Origin of the sequence: Colwellia sp. E2M01 (assembly GCF_018860585.1) — a bacterium.
Taxonomy (GTDB): domain Bacteria; phylum Pseudomonadota; class Gammaproteobacteria; order Enterobacterales; family Alteromonadaceae; genus Colwellia.
The window spans coordinates 137,538-154,504 of the sequence record NZ_JAHKPR010000022.1 but is presented as its reverse complement, the minus strand read 5'-3'; the positions used below and the strand labels follow the sequence as shown (position 1 = coordinate 154,504).

Annotated in this window: 17 protein-coding genes; 13 read left to right on the top strand and 4 right to left on the bottom strand. The window is 35.3% G+C overall.

All coding sequences use genetic code 11. The features are described from left to right. The first annotated feature begins 51 nt into the window (after positions 1-51). Positions 52-1,983, top strand: a complete 1,932-nt coding sequence (locus KO502_RS17300; protein ID WP_216021436.1) for a S9 family peptidase — start codon at positions 52-54, stop codon at positions 1,981-1,983. Between the two features lie 78 nt (positions 1,984-2,061). Here the strand turns inward: KO502_RS17300 and KO502_RS04860 are convergent, their stop codons facing one another. Beyond that, entirely contained in the window at positions 2,062-3,006 is a 945-nt protein-coding gene (locus KO502_RS04860) for a choice-of-anchor H family protein (RefSeq protein WP_252730511.1), read from the bottom strand. A 294-nt stretch (positions 3,007-3,300) separates the two neighbouring features. Between KO502_RS04860 and KO502_RS04855 the strand changes: the two genes are divergently transcribed. Both KO502_RS04855 and KO502_RS04850 read left to right on the top strand, forming a co-directional pair. Beyond that, positions 3,301-3,555 (top strand): PepSY domain-containing protein, encoded by a 255-nt coding sequence (locus tag KO502_RS04855; protein ID WP_216021435.1) that lies wholly within the window; start codon positions 3,301-3,303, stop codon positions 3,553-3,555. A 42-nt stretch (positions 3,556-3,597) separates the two neighbouring features. Beyond that, complete coding sequence (locus KO502_RS04850; protein WP_216021434.1) at positions 3,598-4,281, top strand: response regulator transcription factor; 684 nt, start codon at positions 3,598-3,600, stop codon at positions 4,279-4,281. Here the strand turns inward: KO502_RS04850 and KO502_RS04845 are convergent. Then, positions 4,259-4,408 carry a hypothetical protein gene (locus tag KO502_RS04845; RefSeq protein WP_216021447.1) on the bottom strand — a complete coding sequence of 50 codons (150 nt, stop codon included), beginning with the start codon at positions 4,406-4,408 and terminating at the stop codon, positions 4,259-4,261. The genes KO502_RS04850 and KO502_RS04845 overlap by 23 nt on opposite strands. A gap of 4 nt (positions 4,409-4,412) precedes the next feature. On the opposite strand from KO502_RS04845, the gene KO502_RS04840 reads away from it, so the two are divergent. The 7 genes from KO502_RS04840 to KO502_RS04810 all read left to right on the top strand — a co-directional run bounded on the left by KO502_RS04840 (position 4,413) and on the right by KO502_RS04810 (position 12,563). Next, complete coding sequence (locus tag KO502_RS04840; protein ID WP_252730510.1) at positions 4,413-5,729, top strand: ATP-binding protein; 1,317 nt, start codon at positions 4,413-4,415, stop codon at positions 5,727-5,729. Positions 5,730-5,890: 161 nt separating this feature from the next. Continuing rightward, positions 5,891-7,198, top strand: a complete 1,308-nt coding sequence (locus KO502_RS04835) for a DUF3300 domain-containing protein (RefSeq protein WP_216021432.1) — start codon at positions 5,891-5,893, stop codon at positions 7,196-7,198. A 270-nt stretch (positions 7,199-7,468) separates the two neighbouring features. Beyond that, positions 7,469-9,481: an alpha-amylase family protein gene (locus KO502_RS04830; RefSeq protein ID WP_216021431.1), complete on the top strand. Its 2,013-nt coding sequence runs from the start codon at positions 7,469-7,471 to the stop codon at positions 9,479-9,481. Positions 9,482-9,803: 322 nt separating this feature from the next. Next, entirely contained in the window at positions 9,804-10,388 is a 585-nt protein-coding gene (locus KO502_RS04825) for a TetR/AcrR family transcriptional regulator (RefSeq protein WP_216021430.1), read from the top strand. A 200-nt stretch (positions 10,389-10,588) separates the two neighbouring features. After that, positions 10,589-11,290 (top strand): ABC transporter substrate-binding protein, encoded by a 702-nt coding sequence (locus KO502_RS04820; RefSeq protein ID WP_252730509.1) that lies wholly within the window; start codon positions 10,589-10,591, stop codon positions 11,288-11,290. A 140-nt stretch (positions 11,291-11,430) separates the two neighbouring features. Further along, a complete protein-coding gene (locus tag KO502_RS04815; RefSeq protein WP_216021429.1) occupies positions 11,431-12,060 on the top strand; it encodes a DsbA family protein in 630 nt (209 codons plus the stop codon). 140 nt (positions 12,061-12,200) lie between these two features. Beyond that, on the top strand, positions 12,201-12,563 hold the full coding sequence (locus KO502_RS04810) for a DUF2750 domain-containing protein (RefSeq protein ID WP_216021428.1): 363 nt from the start codon (positions 12,201-12,203) through the stop codon (positions 12,561-12,563). A gap of 37 nt (positions 12,564-12,600) precedes the next feature. On the opposite strand, the gene KO502_RS04805 is transcribed toward KO502_RS04810, so the two are convergent. Continuing rightward, positions 12,601-12,939 carry a GIY-YIG nuclease family protein gene (locus KO502_RS04805; protein WP_216021427.1) on the bottom strand — a complete coding sequence of 113 codons (339 nt, stop codon included), beginning with the start codon at positions 12,937-12,939 and terminating at the stop codon, positions 12,601-12,603. A 342-nt stretch (positions 12,940-13,281) separates the two neighbouring features. On the opposite strand from KO502_RS04805, the gene KO502_RS04800 reads away from it, so the two are divergent. Continuing rightward, a complete protein-coding gene (locus KO502_RS04800; protein ID WP_216021426.1) occupies positions 13,282-14,586 on the top strand; it encodes a DEAD/DEAH box helicase in 1,305 nt (434 codons plus the stop codon). A 125-nt stretch (positions 14,587-14,711) separates the two neighbouring features. On the opposite strand, the gene KO502_RS04795 is transcribed toward KO502_RS04800, so the two are convergent. Beyond that, positions 14,712-15,566 carry a mechanosensitive ion channel domain-containing protein gene (locus KO502_RS04795; protein ID WP_216021425.1) on the bottom strand — a complete coding sequence of 285 codons (855 nt, stop codon included), beginning with the start codon at positions 15,564-15,566 and terminating at the stop codon, positions 14,712-14,714. Between the two features lie 256 nt (positions 15,567-15,822). On the opposite strand from KO502_RS04795, the gene KO502_RS04790 reads away from it, so the two are divergent. Beyond that, complete coding sequence (locus KO502_RS04790; RefSeq protein ID WP_216021424.1) at positions 15,823-16,278, top strand: DUF1456 family protein; 456 nt, start codon at positions 15,823-15,825, stop codon at positions 16,276-16,278. 209 nt (positions 16,279-16,487) lie between these two features. Then, on the top strand, positions 16,488-16,673 hold the full coding sequence (locus tag KO502_RS04785; RefSeq protein ID WP_216021423.1) for a DUF3545 family protein: 186 nt from the start codon (positions 16,488-16,490) through the stop codon (positions 16,671-16,673). The last annotated feature ends 294 nt before the right edge of the window (positions 16,674-16,967 follow it).

Genomic DNA, 16,967 nt, shown 5'->3' with positions numbered 1-16,967 from the left:
TTAATCTCAACTTTTAATCCCACTTTAAATTACTAATGTTAAGGAAGACATGTGAAGTCTGTTTGTTTGAAATATAGTTTAAGTTTTTGTTTAAGTTTATTCGCTATATTAGTTAGTACCTCCGCACATTCTAAACCATTAACCTTTGCCGATTATGCCGCACTACCGGCTACAAGTATGGTGGTTACTTCTCCTTCAGGAAATAGAATCGCTTACCGTCAAACCGCAAAGGGGAAAGATAACTTAATTGTTATCGATATCAATAAAGGCAATATAATTAGTGCCGTAGCCATCGATGCAGTAGACCCTGATCATATTTACTTTATTGATGATCAACGTTTAATGTTAAGAGCTTCGCAAAATAGGCGTTTATATGGTTATAAAGGCATGCACGATATCAGTGTGGCTTATTCGTTTAATCTTGAAAATGGTAAATTCCATCAAGTTTTAACTGCAGGTCAAGGCACCTACTCAGGGCAAAGTAGGCTTGGTAATATTGTCGGTGTATCGGCTGATCATAAATATGCATACATGCCTGCATGGGAGAGTACGACTAATTATGCGCTGTATAAGGTTAATCTCACCAAGCGAAGAACGCCAAGAGTTTATAAACATGGTACTTCAGATACCGCAGACTTTTTTGTAGGCGATAATGGTGAAGTGTTAGCGCGTGAGCGCTATAACAACGACAGTAATAACCATCAACTAGAAGCATTGATAGATGATGAATGGGTTGTTATTTTTAAAGAAGAAGCAGAAATACGCCATGTTGACTTTGTTGGGGTTACACCAGATAAAAAAAGCTTAGTAATGAAACGCCACAATGACGAATATGGGCGTTGGGCTTATCACACTATAACTTTAAAAGACGGCACTATTTCAAAAGCTATTTTTAGTCGTAAAGACCGTGACGTCGAAAACGTATTAAGTGATATTAATCGCGTCGTTTATGGGGTTAAGTATTCTGGCTTTAAACCTAGTTATGAGTTTTTCAATAAAGATTTAAATAATCTTATGGAAGGAATAAATAAAGATATTCCAGGGGCTTCTTTAACTATTGCTGACTACACACCTGATTGGTCTACTATAATTTTATTGATGCAAGGTGAAGGGAGTTCAGGGAAATATATACGTTATAAAAATGGCAAATTAGATTTACTTGCCGATGCTCGTCCTAATATTAAATCAGAACATGTTAACCCTGTACAAGTAGTCAACTACAAAGCTCGAGATGGTTTGAATATTCCCGCACTTCTAACGACCCCCTTAGGTAAGTCTTTAGATAACCTGCCTACTATAATGTTACCTCATGGTGGTCCTGAGTCATATGACACTATTGGTTTTGATTGGTTAGCACAATATTTTGCTAGCCAAGGTTACTTAGTTGTACAACCACAGTTTAGAGGCTCTGATGGTTTTGGCTCTGAGCACTTGGAAAAGGGGCGTGGTGAGTGGGGACGAAAAATGCAAGATGACTTAACTGATGCCATTAATCTTTTAGTTAAAGAGAAAATAACCGATCCTAAGCGTGTTTGTATTGTTGGTGCAAGTTATGGTGGTTATGCCGCATTAGCGGGTGTTGCCTTTACTCCTGAAATATATAAATGTGCGATCTCAATTAATGGCGTATCTGATATTCCACAAATGTTAAAGAAAGATCGACGAAAATTGGGTAAATATCACTGGGTAGTCTCTTACTGGGATCGGGTTATTTCAAATGGTAATTTAGAAGAAGATCATCTTGAAAAGATATCGCCCATTAACTCAGTTAAAAATATAACAGCACCGGTATTATTAATACATGGTGAGCATGATTTAGTCGTATCGTTTGATCAATCTGATGATATGTTTGATGAAATGGAAGATGAAGATAAGGACGTTACTTTTGTTGAATTAGCGAAAGGTACTCATTATTTAAGTAACCCAGAAAACAGAGTTAAAGCACTAGAAGCAATTGATAAATTTATTAAAAAGAACTTGTAACTACAATAATTAAACTTACAACAGGGCCGAATGTAAAGCCCTGTTGTATATCAGTTAAGGAACAGCTGGAATGTTAGTTTAGCTAGCACGTTTAAATTGACGAAACAGTAATAAAGCTACCATGGTCAATATTCCTATTAATGAATTACTGCCAGCTTGAATATAAGTCTCGCTATAGTAACCGTCACTGTATATTTCAACGTACTCTACATATTCTGGATCATAATCACTACTTTCTAGTGGAAGTGCATATAAACTATTACTATCATCACTGCTATATGTTGTCATAATATTTGGGTTGCCCTGCACATATAAGTCAATTAATACGTCATAATGATTGCTATTAAAGCCTTGCTCTAAAGTACTAACAACCTCAAATGCATCATCTGTACTTTCTCCGTGAATAACAAAACTGTCGGTACTGTAATAATGTAGCCAAGGCCCACCGTTTCCACTTAAATATAATTCAGCGTAAACTACAGCTTGATCATATGGATTTACATAAATTAAATCGGCATCGAAGGTAACACTAAAAGTTTGGTAATAACTGTCGCCATCACTATCTTCGATAAGTTGGGCGTAACCATCATAAATAACAAAATTATCTTCATAAAATCTTATCAGGGAGGTTTTAAGTGACTTTTTTACTGATAAGTTTACTGAATTAAAATCACTTGACTGTTCACGTGCTTGTTTAATTTTTTGCTTAGTTACTTCATCACGAGTACGATTTAAACTACTGGTAGTCGTAGTTTTATTGGCACTATCTTCATTATTTACTGCGTTTACTGCTTGGGTATTATCATAGCTTTTTATCACGGTAGTATTTACTTGCTCAGCAAAGCTAGAATAAGAAAATAATAAAAAAGTAAGGACAACAATAGCGGTGACTATTAACTTTAACGAAAACATTGCCGCTAGATGTAATATGTTTTTTGTTCCATGCTTTTTTATTCCATGATTTTTTGTTCCATGAATAATCACGTTGTTTTGTAAGCTTGCTTGTTTGGTTATATTACTCATTACTAAATCCTTCATACGTTGATTTAATGTTATTAAAACGCAACGTAAATGAACTCAAGCTGAACAAGTAAATCACTTATTCTATGTTGTTTGTCGTAACTGTAGCTATAGAAGTAGCGTTATTTTCTTTGCTTGATAATGTAGCCGCTCAGAAGGTGTTCAGGAAATATTCAGCTTAATAGTGATAGCATATCGTTAAAGAAGGTTTATTTGCTTGCTGCATTATTTTACACTGAGTGCCCTAGTCGTATGAACTATGTTCTTATATTCTCCGCTGTGAAGTTAGGTATTGAAATGATATTACGCGTTCTATTATTAACACTGTTAATAAGTGCATGTGCCTTGAGCACGCCAAATGCGCTGGCGGCAAAATCGCCTAAAACTATTAGCTCGCAACAAGCGGCAAAAATAGTACAAAGCCATTTCGGTGGTAAAATATTAAAAGTGCAAAAAGTTAACAATATTTATAAAGTTAAAATTGTTAAAGCTAACGGCCAAGTAACGTCAAAGAAAGTTAATGCAAGTACCGGACAAATAGTTGGTAATTAGCCGATAATTAGCCGTGAAATAGCCAAGTAACAAGGAACAGTAATGCGTTTACTCTTAGTAGAAGATGATCAAGCGTTACAAGCTGAGCTTCAACAACAACTGTTATTACAAAATTATTCAGTAGATGTTGCGAGTGATGGCGAAATCGCCTTATTTCAAGGCCTTGAATATGATTATGATATTGCCGTTATTGATTTAGGTTTACCTAAAATAGATGGTGTGAGTGTTGTTAAAGCTTTAAGAGAAAAAGCTCGTAATTTTCCTATTTTAATTTTAACAGCACGTGATAGTTGGCAAGATAAGGTTGCCGGTTTAGATGCAGGCGCTGATGATTACCTCACTAAACCTTTTCACGTTGAAGAGCTTAGCTCGCGATTAAACGCACTGATCAGGCGTAGTGCCGGCAAAGCTAGCACACTGATTAATAACGGCCCTTATTGTTTAGATATTGCAACATCACAAGTATTATTTGAACAAGAGGCTGTCAGTTTAAGTGCTCATGAATTTAAAGTATTCAAATACTTAATGCTACATATTGGCGAAGTGGTATCTAAAACTACCTTAACCGAACATATTTATGATCAAGACTTTGACCTAGACTCAAATGTTATTGAAGTATTCATCCGTCGTTTACGTAAAAAATTAGACCCTCAAAGTAACTATAATTTTATTGAAACTAAGCGTGGTCAAGGCTATCGCTTACTTAACTTTTCTGATCAGGGCTGATCTTGTTAGCAACTACTTTTTCCTTTTTTAAACTTAACACCACTACTTTTTTAAATTCTTTAAAAGTACGTTTAATGCTGAGCATGTTAGTGATGGTACTTTTAATATTACCCACGATTACTTTCATTATTATGAATTCATTTGAACAACATATGAACCAAAGTATAGAAAATGAATTGAGTGCTTATAGTTATTCAATTTTGGCGGTAGCAGAAGTTGAGCAAGCAAGTTTAGTTATGCCAGAGGTCTTGATTGAAAATCAGTTCAACGTTACTGATTCAGGCTTATATGCCTTTATTTCATCTCCTGTTTTACAACCGAAAAAAAATATTGGCGCTTTAACTCTCGAAGATAAAATACTCTGGCGATCACAATCGTCACTTACTCTTAACCTATCTACTATGTTAGCTAAGTTAATAACGAGTGATCTCACTAATGAGTATACTCCGCTAGCAATGGGAGATAAGTCATTCTCGACTGTAAATATCAATAATAGCCTTTATTTTATTTACAGTTTTTCGGTAAGTTTTACTGATGAAGAACAGAGCTTTCCGATTATTGTGCATATTGTTCGCGACAAACAAGCATTTACTCACCTGATAAACAACTTTGAGCAACAACTGTGGCTTGGTTTAACTGTATTAATGTTGGTTATACTGCTGTTACAACTTGCTTGGTTAATGTGGACTTTGAAGCCACTATCTACTTTGCAACAAGAAATACACGCCGTAGAGCGAGGTAAAGCTGAAAAACTCACCAGTACATACCCAAAAGAATTATCGAAACTAACGAATCAAGTTAATCAGTTATTAGCGACTGAACAAAAACAAAGGCAGCGTTATCGTAACGCTTTGTCTGATCTAGCGCATAGTTTGAAAACGCCATTAGCGGTAATGCAAGCGCAAAGTGATGTATCACCGGTTAATCAAGAGCAAATTAACCGGATTAACTCGACTATTGATCACCAACTAAAACGGGCACAAAGTGTGGGGCAATCGTCATGGGTTTTAGGTATAGCAATTAGCCCTATTGTTGATAAATTACTTAATACCTTAGCCAAAATTTATCAACGCGAAGATAAAATCCTCAACTTAACCTTACAAAAAAACTTAACTTTCAAAGGTGATGAAGCCGATTTACTTGAGCTTTTAGGTAATTTACTTGATAACGCTTATAAAGCGGCTAAAAATACTATTAAATTAACGGTTAAGCAGCAAGGTGATGCGTTAATTATTTGTGTTGAAGATGATGGTGTTGGTATTGAAAACGAGCAAATAGAAAGCATTCTTCAACGAGGAATTCGCGCTGATACCTATGATGCCGGACACGGTGTTGGCTTAGCTATTGTTCGAGATTTAGTGCAAAGTTATCAAGGCAAATTAAACATTGGTAATTCAGCAGAGTTAGGCGGTGCTATGTTTACACTTTGTTTTAGCCAAAGTCTATAAAGTAACTTCTACCATTTATTTGAAAAATATTTATTATTTAACCTGATGTGTTGACCTTACCCTAACGCTTTTCTGGCAATGTTTTCGTAATGTTCAGACTGTGTTCAGTTTCACTTTTGTATGCTAAGTCATAAAATTAACAATATATTAAAGGTGAACGTATGAATATTTATTCCACACGTGTAAAAAAATTAGCGGTAATTACTACACTATTATTTGCTTATACAGTAATGTCTCCAGCCAATGCTTTTTCAACCACCACCAATATTGATTATCAACAACAGGCGAACAATCAACAGGAGGTATACTTATCTGACGCTGAGCTGGCTCAAGCTTTAGCCCCGATAGCCTTATATCCTGATACCTTGCTAACTCATATTTTAATTGCCTCAACTTATCCTATTGAAGTCATTGAAGCAGACAGATGGCTAAACCAAAAACTACAAGAAAACTCACAATTATCAGCACAACAACTTGAGGTTTTAGCTGAAGATAAAGACTGGGATGTTAGTATTCAGGCATTACTTTCTTTTCCTAAAGTCCTCAATAAGTTAAGTGATGATTTAAGTTGGATGCAAAATATTGGTGATGCTTTTTTACAAGATGAAGCAAGAGTATTAACCAATATTCAAACGCTCAGACAACAAGCTGAGCAAGCGGGTAGTTTAGATAATATTAACAATGTAAAGATAGTTAAAGAGCAACAAACTATTATTATTGAACCGGCACAAGCTGAAATAATCTATGTGCCTTATTATGATACGCGTGTAGTGTATGGTCGTTGGCACTGGTCAAATTACCCGCCGGTTTATTGGCGTAATCCTTATCGCTATGCTTCTAGTTATGGTTCGAACTATGGTCATTTTTATTGGGGATCGGCGGTAAGAATTAGTACTCACTTTTATTTTTCAGCATTTCATTGGCAAAAACGCCATGTGGTGGTTACGCCACATATTAACTACCGTCAGGTGAGTGGTTATAGCTCTCGCAATAGGTATTATTCGAATAGAAAAATAGTGACCAGTAATCAAGCAAAGCGCTGGAACCACAAACCAACTCATAGAAGAGGCGTTGCGTACAACCATAAAAAAGTACAACAGAGGTATCATGGCTCACGATCAAATGTTCATAGTACTAATACTTATAAAAGAAATTTAAGTCGCAATGCAACTCAAAAAACTACACATAAAACTTTGCGTGATAGCAGAGCCAAAGTTAATACGCAGAGCACTATAAAGCGCAAAAGTAATCATCAGAAACTGGTTGTTAGGACTAAAAACCACCATAGAGCAGAGCAAAAGATTGAGCGTAAATTAGTAAAAAAACATAATACAGAGGCGACTCATTTACACGCTAATCATAAAAATAGTCATCAATCCAAACAGTATAACTCAGTTAATAAACTACGGAATAAACCTAGACGAGCTAACCGACATAATGACAATAAAAAAAGTGTAAAAGTGCGTTAGTTTATATTGACTGAATTCAGGCTTTAAATTATCTGTTTTAAATTATAAGTATCTAAAAAGCGGGTTTTGATGGCTAAAGTATAGGTGATTTATTTGTACTTTTACGTAAAGTCCCCCAAATCCGACACTAACATTAAATAGAATATTCTTACTATGTGAATACGTATTCATCTTTTAATACATATATTTTTGTATGAATTTAAAGCAATCTTGGTTTTGTTAAAACATAAAAATAACATTAAATTAACACTGCTATAGGATTACAATAAAATGAAAAATAACGTATTAAAGTCATTGTTAGCAACAAGTTTAGCATTAGGTTTAACGTGCCAATCACAGGCAGCGTCACAGCCTACTACCTTCGTACATTTATTTGAATGGAACTGGCAAGATATTGCACAAGAATGTGAAACATTTCTAGGACCTAAAGGGTATGCCGCAGTTCAAGTATCACCACCAAATGAACATATTCAAGGCGGCCAGTGGTGGACTCGATATCAACCAGTGAGTTATCAATTAGAAAGTCGCGGCGGAAATCGTGCACAATTTATCGATATGGTTAATCGTTGTAACGCGGTTGGCGTTGAAATATATGTCGATGCTGTTTTAAACCATATGGCAGCAGGCAGTGGTATAGGCACAGCAGGCAGCACTTATGGTAACAAAAACTTCCCTAATTATAGTCCTCAAGACTTTCATAATACTTGTGCAGTTAATGATTATAACAATCGATGGGAAGTACAAAATTGTGAGTTAGTGGGATTAACAGACCTCAATACCAGCGCAACATATGTGCAAGAAACACTAGCAGGTTACTTAAATGACTTACAAAATATAGGCGTTACCGGTTTTAGGCTTGACGCCTCTAAACACATGGCACTAGGTGATATACAGGGCATACTATCAAAAGTTAATGGCTCGCCGTTAATTTTTCAAGAAGTAATCGATCAAGGTGGTGAGGCTATTACCGCCGGAGAATACCAAGGTGCAGGTTTAGTGACCGAATTCAAATATACCACGCAATTAGGTAATGTATTTAAAACCGGCAAGTTATCTTCACTTAGTCAATTTGGTGAAGCCTGGGGGTTTTTACCAAGTAGTTCGGCAGTAGTGTTTGTTGATAACCATGATAATCAGCGTGGTCATGGTGGCGGCGGCAATGTGATTACTTTTGAAGATGGCCGTATGTATGATTTAGCTAATGTATTTATGCTAGCTTACCCATATGGTTATCCAAAAGTTATGTCTAGCTATGATTTTCATGGCGATACTGATGCCGGCGCGCCAGGTGTCTCTGTGCACAATAATGGTAATCTAGAGTGTTTTGCCAGTAATTGGAAATGTGAACATAGATGGAGCTATATTGCGGGTGGTGTAGACTTTAGAAATAACACCGCAGATAACTGGACGACAACAAACTGGTGGGACAATGGCAATAATCAAATCGCTTTTGGTCGTGGTAGCTCTGGTTTTGTAGCAATAAACAAAGAAGACTATACTTTAAATACCACACTATACAGTGATATGGCGCAAGGTACTTATTGTAATGTATTAAAGGGCGAGTTATCTGCTGATGAAAAGAGTTGTAGCGGTGAAACAATTACCGTGAATGTTAACGGGAGTATCAATGCTAACGTCGGCGCTTGGGATGCATTTGCTATTCATCAAGCTGCTAAAATTAATGCCGAGCCTGATGACAATAATAACGAAACCGAGAATTGGCAACGTACTGTGATCTTTATTCAAGCACAAACCGAAAGTGGGCAAGACATGTTTGTTCGTGGCGGCATTGATCATAACTATGCAAATAATAACCTGAACAGAAATTGTCAAACATCGAATTTTGCCTGTGCAATGCCTATTAAGCATAACAACTTAAAGAATCTTACCACCACCCCATGGAAAAACAATGACAGTTATTTAGATTGGTATGGTAGTGAAGCAGGGCAAAGTAGTGAAGCTGAAGGTACGCCGCTTGATTGGACAACTAATGTTTGGCCAGCTAGTTGGGGGGATTTACGCACAGTAACTAATGATGGCTATGGTGAAGACCCACTAAATATTTGGGGTCAACATTATTGGATGTTAGACGTTGATATGGACTGTAATAAAGCCGTTGATAACAAGTTTGAATTAAAAGCATTTGTTAAAAATGGTCAAGGTTGGGAAGGCGATATAAGCCAAGCTAACACACCTTACACTAGTAATAATCATATTGCGGAATGTGGTAAAATTAACACTTTTGGTTTTAATGCTAATAGTGTTGAAAGTAGAGGCTTTTAATTGTTATTTTAATAAAGCTAACTAGACCTTAACTTTTAGTTAATTAGTTAAGGTCTAGTTATTAAATAAAAGACAAAAGCAAATTAAGTGATCCCATATAATATATTTACTGAGTTAGGCGTTACTACTCTTTAGGGGTAGAACATTTAACGCTAAATAATTTAACAATGAACTAATTCAATAAACGTAAGTTATAGCAAAAAACTAATAGATGGATTGCAAAAGCTCACTTGCAACATACCGTGCGGTCGGATATTATTTAACTAATATTTAGTATCACCACTAAGTCATAACCACTAAGACACACCACCGAGATAACGTTATGAGTGTTGCCGAACAAACCCGCCAAAATATTTTGAATGTTGCTGCTGATGAAATACATCATCATGGTTTTAAAGCGACTAGTTTGTCAGTTATTCTTAATCGCTGTGGCATTTCAAAAGGTGCGTTATATCACCATTTTACCAATAAACTTGAGTTGGGTTACGCCGTTTTTGAAGAAGTGTATCAACCTATGTTTTTGCAAGCATGGCAACCGGCTCTATCAACTGACGATCCTATCGAAGGCTTATGTGAATTTTTAACTTCTATCACAGAAAAAATGGCTTGTAATGAAAGCGTTTGTGGTTGTCCGTTGAATAATTTATGTGAAGAAATGGCTAATGTTGATGAAGGTTTTCGCTTACGGATATTGGCGATGCAAGAGCAATTAAATCAATTAATTGTCGATGCATTTGAACGTGTTCGCGATGATTTACGTAACAATATAAAATTCAGTCAAGCGGGTTATTTTATTGCAGCGACTTTAAATGGCGCGAATAGTCTAGGAAAAAGCTCACGTAATAAAGTAGTGTTCACTCAAATTATTGATGAGTTGTGCTGTTATATCCGCGCTTTGAAAAAATAAAATTACTTATCAATCACCTACAAACGCTAATTACTTTCATCGTAATTGATTTACCGCGTTATTCCTATTTACACTTTTGTAAACTTTTTTGTTCTTTATAATTTAGTTAACAAACCGACCGGTCGGTGATAGTATTTTGTTATTAGCATACCACTCGGTCGGTATGCTGTTTTTTACTTTTTATTTTAAGGACACTCATCATGCGAGCATTAATCGCAAAAAGCATTCTAATTATAGGTATGTTTTCAATTGTATCACCGGTGTTAGGGCAATCATTTGCTACTAATACATCAGCATTTATCGCAATTACTTCAGGATCTTCTTCCGCTAGTACTGTCAGCAATAGCGCTATTATTGAAACTGAGATTATTTCTCCTTATGCCGTATTGAAAACAGCAGGTACTAATTTGTTTTCTCGTATCTCGGCTAATCAGCAAGCGCTTGAGAAATTTCCACATTTAATGCGTGATATTGTTGAAGAAGAGTTAATGCCGGCGGTAGATTACCGTTATGCCTCTTATCGTATTTTAGGTAAACATTTGAAAAAAATATCAGCGAAGCAACGTGCTGATTTTGTTGAAGCAATGCGTCATTACTTAGTACGAACTTATTCTGTTGCCTTGGCGAAGTATAATAATCAGGATGTTATTTTTGAGCCTGAGCAACCGACAAATGGTAAACGCATTATTAGTGTTAAAGCCGAAATAAAAGAGTTAGATGCTCCAACGATTAATATTATTTTTCAAATGAGACAGAATAAAAAAACAAAAGAATGGAAAGCTTATGATATGACGGTAGAGGGAATTTCTTTGTTAACCACTAAGCAAGCTGAATTGAATGATAAAATATCAAGACAAGGCATTGATCATGTTATTTTAGAATTAGCAGCTTTAGCTAAATAATGCAGCTAATATATAAGGCATAGAGACAAGGCTTTATCGCAAAGCTGTAATAGACTCTAAAAAGAGGAGAAGACAAATATACGGGGGTATAATTCTTACCTGCTAGTCGCTTGCATAGTACCATCAAAAAAGAGAATGATATGAATGCTAAATTATATTATCTACACGATCCTATGTGTAGTTGGTGTTGGGGTTACAGCCCTACATGGCAAATATTGCAACAACATTTACCTAAATCTCTTATCGTTGAGTATGTGGCTGGTGGCTTAGCGCCCGACTCAAACGTACCAATGCCAATTGAACAGCAACAAATGTTGCAAAATTATTGGCGTACAATAGAGCAGAAGTTAGGAACGCGTTTTAATCATGATTTTTGGCTAAACAATACACCAAGACGCTCTACTTATAATGCTTGTAGAGCAGCTATTGCCGCGGATTATCAAGGCTGTCAACAAAGCATGATAAAAGCTATACAACAAGCTTATTATTTACAAGCTTTGAATCCATCAGATCTTGATGTGTTAATTGCATTGGCCCAACAACTAAGTGAACAAACCTCAGTTAATTTCAATGTTGAGCAATTTATTACTGATATAAGTTCAGCAGAAACAGAAAAGGAACTATTCAGACAAATACATTTAGCGCGCGGGTTGAGTCAACAAGGCTTTCCATCATTAGTACTAGAAGCCGATGGAGCTTATTATCAAATTAAACTTGATTACCTTAATTATCAAACCAGTTTAATTGATATTAACGACAGGCTAGGTTAGCTGCTAAGTTATGGGCTATTAGGGTATATAGTATCACATAAGTTTATAAATACTATCACATGACCCATCAGCTTAACTTAGTTATAATTGATTAAAACGCTTTATCAAACTTTAATCACAACGACTTAGAAGCCAATATTATGACAAATGATAGTAATACGTTAAAAAACTTTCTTGTAGAAGCCAAACCAACACAATTAATTTGGGCACTGCAAGATAAAGCCAGTGAAGATTGGGTAGTACTTGATTCTCCAAGCTTTGAAGATACTGAAGTAATGCCGCTTTGGTCTAATGAAGCGCTTGCTAAAGAACATTGTATTGAAGAATGGTCTAGCTATGTTCCTTGTCAAATATCATTAGCTGATTGGTTTGAATTTTGGGTAGAAGACTTAAACGAAGACAATGTGATTGTTGGTGTTAACTGGCAAGGTGATGATGAGTGTTTAGAAATTGAATTAGGCGAATTTACTCAGGCATTAGCTGAAATTGAATCATTAAAATAAGCGGTATTATTGATACTTAATTTTTATTAGTCCCGACTTAGTTGCTAATAACAGGTATTTTCAAGGTTTCGCGGGTAAGCAGTTTTGCAGCAACTTCTGGAGATACCTGATAAAACTCATTAACGTATTCTTGTGCGCTTAAATATTCTTTTATTTGGCGTTTTACTCTACAAGGAAATTCACATTGTAATGAAAATACTAAGCTATATTCACCAATGGTTTTTGCCGATAACGATTTAGCGTATTCATTGGGATCTTCAGGTGTACAGCCTACCTTTATAATGTCTGAAAAAAGTGAATGTGTCATTACATACACATTACCAAGTGTTACTTCTTTGTTTGATTTTTCAGTAGCTGTGTTACTACTCGTATCCATAAAACTGTTCTCCTGAACTGGTGCATAGGCTTAAGGCGCGAAGTTTCTTTTGTGGTAAAGTAAATCATAGAATATAGTGCTATGAAAATAACTTATCAAAGCTCGCTGCTCGTTAAGCGTGGTCTTCCTTTGAGTATTCTATTATCTATTATAAAAGCGCTACATAATAGAGCCAAATAAATATCTTTTAAAAGGCGAAGCTGGAAAGGCTTGCTACTACCAACTATTGATAACTGTTATACTCACCGTCATATTTCAAGAATCTGCAATAACAATCGCTTTAATGTTAAGTAATATTAAGTGATGTAAAGTTGATTTATTTTACCAATGGTTTTAACTCTAATGTCCTTTTCAACACTTAAATTATCTCCCCTTATCCTCAATGCCATTGATGATTTAGGTTACAGCAAACCTACAGCTATTCAAAAGCAAGCGATCCCTGTGATTTTATCAGGAAAAGACGTAATTGCTGCAGCGCAAACCGGTACAGGCAAAACAGCGAGTTATGTTTTACCTTTATTACTACAACTTAATATTCGCTATAAAGATACTAATCAAAAGCTTCGTGGTAAACGTATTCGCGCACTTATTTTAGTACCTACTCGTGAGTTAGCCGTACAAGTTGAAACCAGTATTAGTGAGTACGGGAAGTATTTAAATATTAGTTCGATGGCGATGTACGGTGGTGTTGATATTCAAGAGCAAAAGCAACGTTTAATTTGGGGCGTCGATATTATTGTTGCTACCCCCGGACGCTTGCTAGATATGATCCATCAACGCGCATTACATTTTGATGAGCTTGATATGTTAGTGCTTGATGAAGCTGACAGAATGCTAGATATGGGCTTTATTGATGATATTAATAACGTTATTGAACGCTTACCTGAGCAACGTCAAAATTTATTATTCTCCGCTACTATGTCTGAAGCGGTGCGTGGTTTAGCCAAAAGAACAATAGATAAACCGGTTGAAATTACCATTAAAGCTGACCAAGCAAACAAGCCTAAAATACAACAATGGTTAGTTACTGTTGATAAAACCGATAAGTCAGCGTTGTTAAGTCATTTAATTAAAACGTTTGACTGGCAGCAAGCACTTATTTTTATTGAAACTAAGCATGGTGCTGCAAAGCTTGTAAGTCAATTAGAAAAGCGAGGGATTAGCGCTGAAAATATTCACAGTGGTAGAGCGCAAGATATTCGAGAAAGTATTCTCAATAATTTTAAATCAGGCAAAATTAAATTTTTAGTAGCGACAGGTATTGCTGCAAGAGGTATAGATATAGGAGATCTTACTCGTGTAGTAAATTATGATTTACCAGGTAAGGTTGATGACTATATTCACCGCATTGGACGAACCGGCAGAGCAGGTGCAGAAGGCGAAGCCGTTTCTTTAGTGTCAAAAGATAACTTTAGAGAACTTTGTGCTATTGAAAGCCGCTTAGGTCATATTATTGAACGTAAAGAGATAGCTGAATTTCCAGTGAAGAAAATAGTGCCAATTTCTATCTTAAATTTTCAGCCTAAAAATGCAAGGAGTAAAAGTATCGGATTTAAACCTTCTAACGCTAAAACCAAGTCAGCTACAAATAGCATAACTGGCGAAAGTAAACGACCTAAGTTTAAAAGTCCGTGGCCAGTTAAATAAAGTCAAAAAGTTAAAATAATAAAAAACCGCACTAATGAATATCCATAGCTGAATATCATTAATGCGGTTTTATTTTGTCAGTAACTAAATTACTGCTACTTTACGATGATTACCTAACCGTAAAATTAGGCTTGAATTAAATGTACATCGCGTTGTGGGAACGGAATAGAGATAGAGTTCTTATCAAGTGCTTTCTTCATTGCTTCATTCACACTAAAGTAAACATCCCAGTAATGCTGTGGTAAGCAATGAGGACGTACTACAAAATTAACAGAGCTATCAGCCATTTCAACTAAGCCAACAAATGGAGCAGGGTCCTGCATTACTTTATCGTTACTCGTTAATACTTCCATTAATACTGCTTTAGTTTGATCAATATCAGCACCGTAAGAAACACCAATAGTTAAATCAACACGAATTTTACCTTCAACAGTATAGTTAATTACTGAGCCATTTGATGTTGCGCCGTTAGGGATAATAATACGCTTTGATTGAGGAGAAACTAAAATAGTATTAAATATTTGTACTTCTTTAACTACGCCTAAGTGACCTTGAGTTTCAATTAAATCACCTACTTTATAAGGTTTGAAAATCATCACTAATACACCACCAGCAAAGTTAGCTAAACTACCTTGCAGTGCTAAACCAATGGCTAAACCAGCAGCACCTAGTACCGCAACAAATGATGTTGTAGCGACACCTATCATTGAAGCAACTGAAATGAATAATAGAACTTTAAGTAACCAAGAAACAAGGCTGCTCATAAAAGGGATTAACGTAGGATCTACTTTAGAGCGCTGCATTGAAGCTTTTACTAACTTAGTAATACCACTAATAATCCATAAACCAATCAATAAGGTAATTATTGCTAGTGCTAACATTGGCGCATACTCAAGCCCAAGTTCATAAGCTTTCATTGTGAGTGCTTCCACATGGGTAACGGTATCTTGTACTTGTGTAACTGTATCTTGTGCTGACATTGAATTTCCTTAATTAACAATGAGTAAAATCAGTAATATATTATACTCATCGGTGAAAATTACAATTTATGGTTTTATTAATTATTAAATTAATTTTTTAAACTACTTTATTAGAAGAAAATAGCTTAATCAAAACACGCTAAGTACAAAAGAGTCAGTTATAATAAGCCAATATTTATAATCCATTTAAAGCATTAATTATTACGTTATTTTTATCGTATTAGTTAATGGCTTACCCTTACTTTTAGGCACCCTCATGATTAATAATGATCTTTTACGTCGACTAAGCACTATTTTACATTTAAACGACGAACAAATTATTGCGACCTTTGCATTAACTCAATGTGAAATAAGCAACGAACAGCTAACTAGCTTTTTTCAAGTTAAAGATGCTCCAAGCTATCAAGAAATAACAGATGAACAGTTTGCTAGCTTTTTAAATGGTTTGATAATAGCAAAGCGCGGCCCGAGTGACGGCCCTCTACGCCAAAATGAAACAGTATTAACTAATAATATGATTTTTAATAAAGTAAAAATTGCTTTATCTTTACAAGCGGAAGAGGTTATTTCTATTCTTGAGTTAGCTGGTTTAAGTTTAGGAAAGTATGAGTTAAGTGCCTTTTTTAGAAAGGTAGCTCATAAGCATTATAAAAACTGCTCCGACGAAGTATTGTCAGCCTTTTTAAAAGGCTTAAAAATTAAAAATAGTTAGCCTGATATTTAATCTTAATGAGTTACTTTACATTAAAAGTAACTCATTACTACTATATTTCATTACAGCAAACCCTTCATAAAATTGTCATTTATGCTTCATATTATTTTAATCTTACTCGATTAGATTGCCTTTTGACATTAACTGTAAAGTCTAATGTCCTTTAATTACCAAGACCTTTAATAGAATGAGTATAATTGGAGAATATTATGAATAACGAATTTTGGAGCGACGAGTACATCATTGAAGAAGAGGTAGATGAGCTTACAAGACCTGATAAAAGAGGTAAGCCAAAAGGACTTGAGCGCAAACGTAAATGGCGTGAAATTGAAACTATAAAAGAACAACGTCGTTTACGTAGAGATATTGAGGCTTATGATCAATACTCATATTAAACTAAAAACTGTTTTTTAATATTTATACATTCCGAAATTTATACATAGTTAAGGTTATACGCAAAACTATAAAAACAGCCTATTAAAAATATACTGTGCCATTCGAAATACATGTTTATGTATGTATTTTGATTGGTGACAGATATCCCACCTAAGTTAATTCCCTGCGACACAGTTCATCATAAGCTATATCACATAAACAATACAGATTGCTAATTTTAATGATTAACCTATATAAAGTAAGCAAGTACTTTTAGCATTAGTGTTCTAATTCAATTTATACCAATCTGATTA

Excerpts from the sequence above, each read along its gene's own strand:
- KO502_RS04825 (WP_216021430.1), top strand. The coding sequence starts at position 9,804 with ATGAGTGTTGCCGAACAAACCCGCCAAAATATTTTGAATGTTGCTGCT.
- KO502_RS04840 (WP_252730510.1), top strand. The coding sequence starts at position 4,413 with ATGAATTCATTTGAACAACATATGAACCAAAGTATAGAAAATGAATTG.
- KO502_RS04855 (WP_216021435.1), top strand. The coding sequence starts at position 3,301 with ATGATATTACGCGTTCTATTATTAACACTGTTAATAAGTGCATGTGCC.
- KO502_RS04845 (WP_216021447.1), bottom strand. The coding sequence starts at position 4,408 with ATGAAAGTAATCGTGGGTAATATTAAAAGTACCATCACTAACATGCTC.
- KO502_RS04850 (WP_216021434.1), top strand. The coding sequence starts at position 3,598 with ATGCGTTTACTCTTAGTAGAAGATGATCAAGCGTTACAAGCTGAGCTT.
- KO502_RS04805 (WP_216021427.1), bottom strand. The coding sequence starts at position 12,939 with ATGGATACGAGTAGTAACACAGCTACTGAAAAATCAAACAAAGAAGTA.
- KO502_RS04810 (WP_216021428.1), top strand. The coding sequence starts at position 12,201 with ATGACAAATGATAGTAATACGTTAAAAAACTTTCTTGTAGAAGCCAAA.
- KO502_RS04790 (WP_216021424.1), top strand. The coding sequence starts at position 15,823 with ATGATTAATAATGATCTTTTACGTCGACTAAGCACTATTTTACATTTA.
- KO502_RS04830 (WP_216021431.1), top strand. The coding sequence starts at position 7,469 with ATGAAAAATAACGTATTAAAGTCATTGTTAGCAACAAGTTTAGCATTA.
- KO502_RS04785 (WP_216021423.1), top strand. The coding sequence starts at position 16,488 with ATGAATAACGAATTTTGGAGCGACGAGTACATCATTGAAGAAGAGGTA.
- KO502_RS04860 (WP_252730511.1), bottom strand. The coding sequence starts at position 3,006 with ATGAGTAATATAACCAAACAAGCAAGCTTACAAAACAACGTGATTATT.
- KO502_RS04820 (WP_252730509.1), top strand. The coding sequence starts at position 10,589 with ATGCGAGCATTAATCGCAAAAAGCATTCTAATTATAGGTATGTTTTCA.
- KO502_RS04815 (WP_216021429.1), top strand. The coding sequence starts at position 11,431 with ATGAATGCTAAATTATATTATCTACACGATCCTATGTGTAGTTGGTGT.
- KO502_RS04800 (WP_216021426.1), top strand. The coding sequence starts at position 13,282 with ATGTCCTTTTCAACACTTAAATTATCTCCCCTTATCCTCAATGCCATT.
- KO502_RS04835 (WP_216021432.1), top strand. The coding sequence starts at position 5,891 with ATGAATATTTATTCCACACGTGTAAAAAAATTAGCGGTAATTACTACA.
- KO502_RS04795 (WP_216021425.1), bottom strand. The coding sequence starts at position 15,566 with ATGTCAGCACAAGATACAGTTACACAAGTACAAGATACCGTTACCCAT.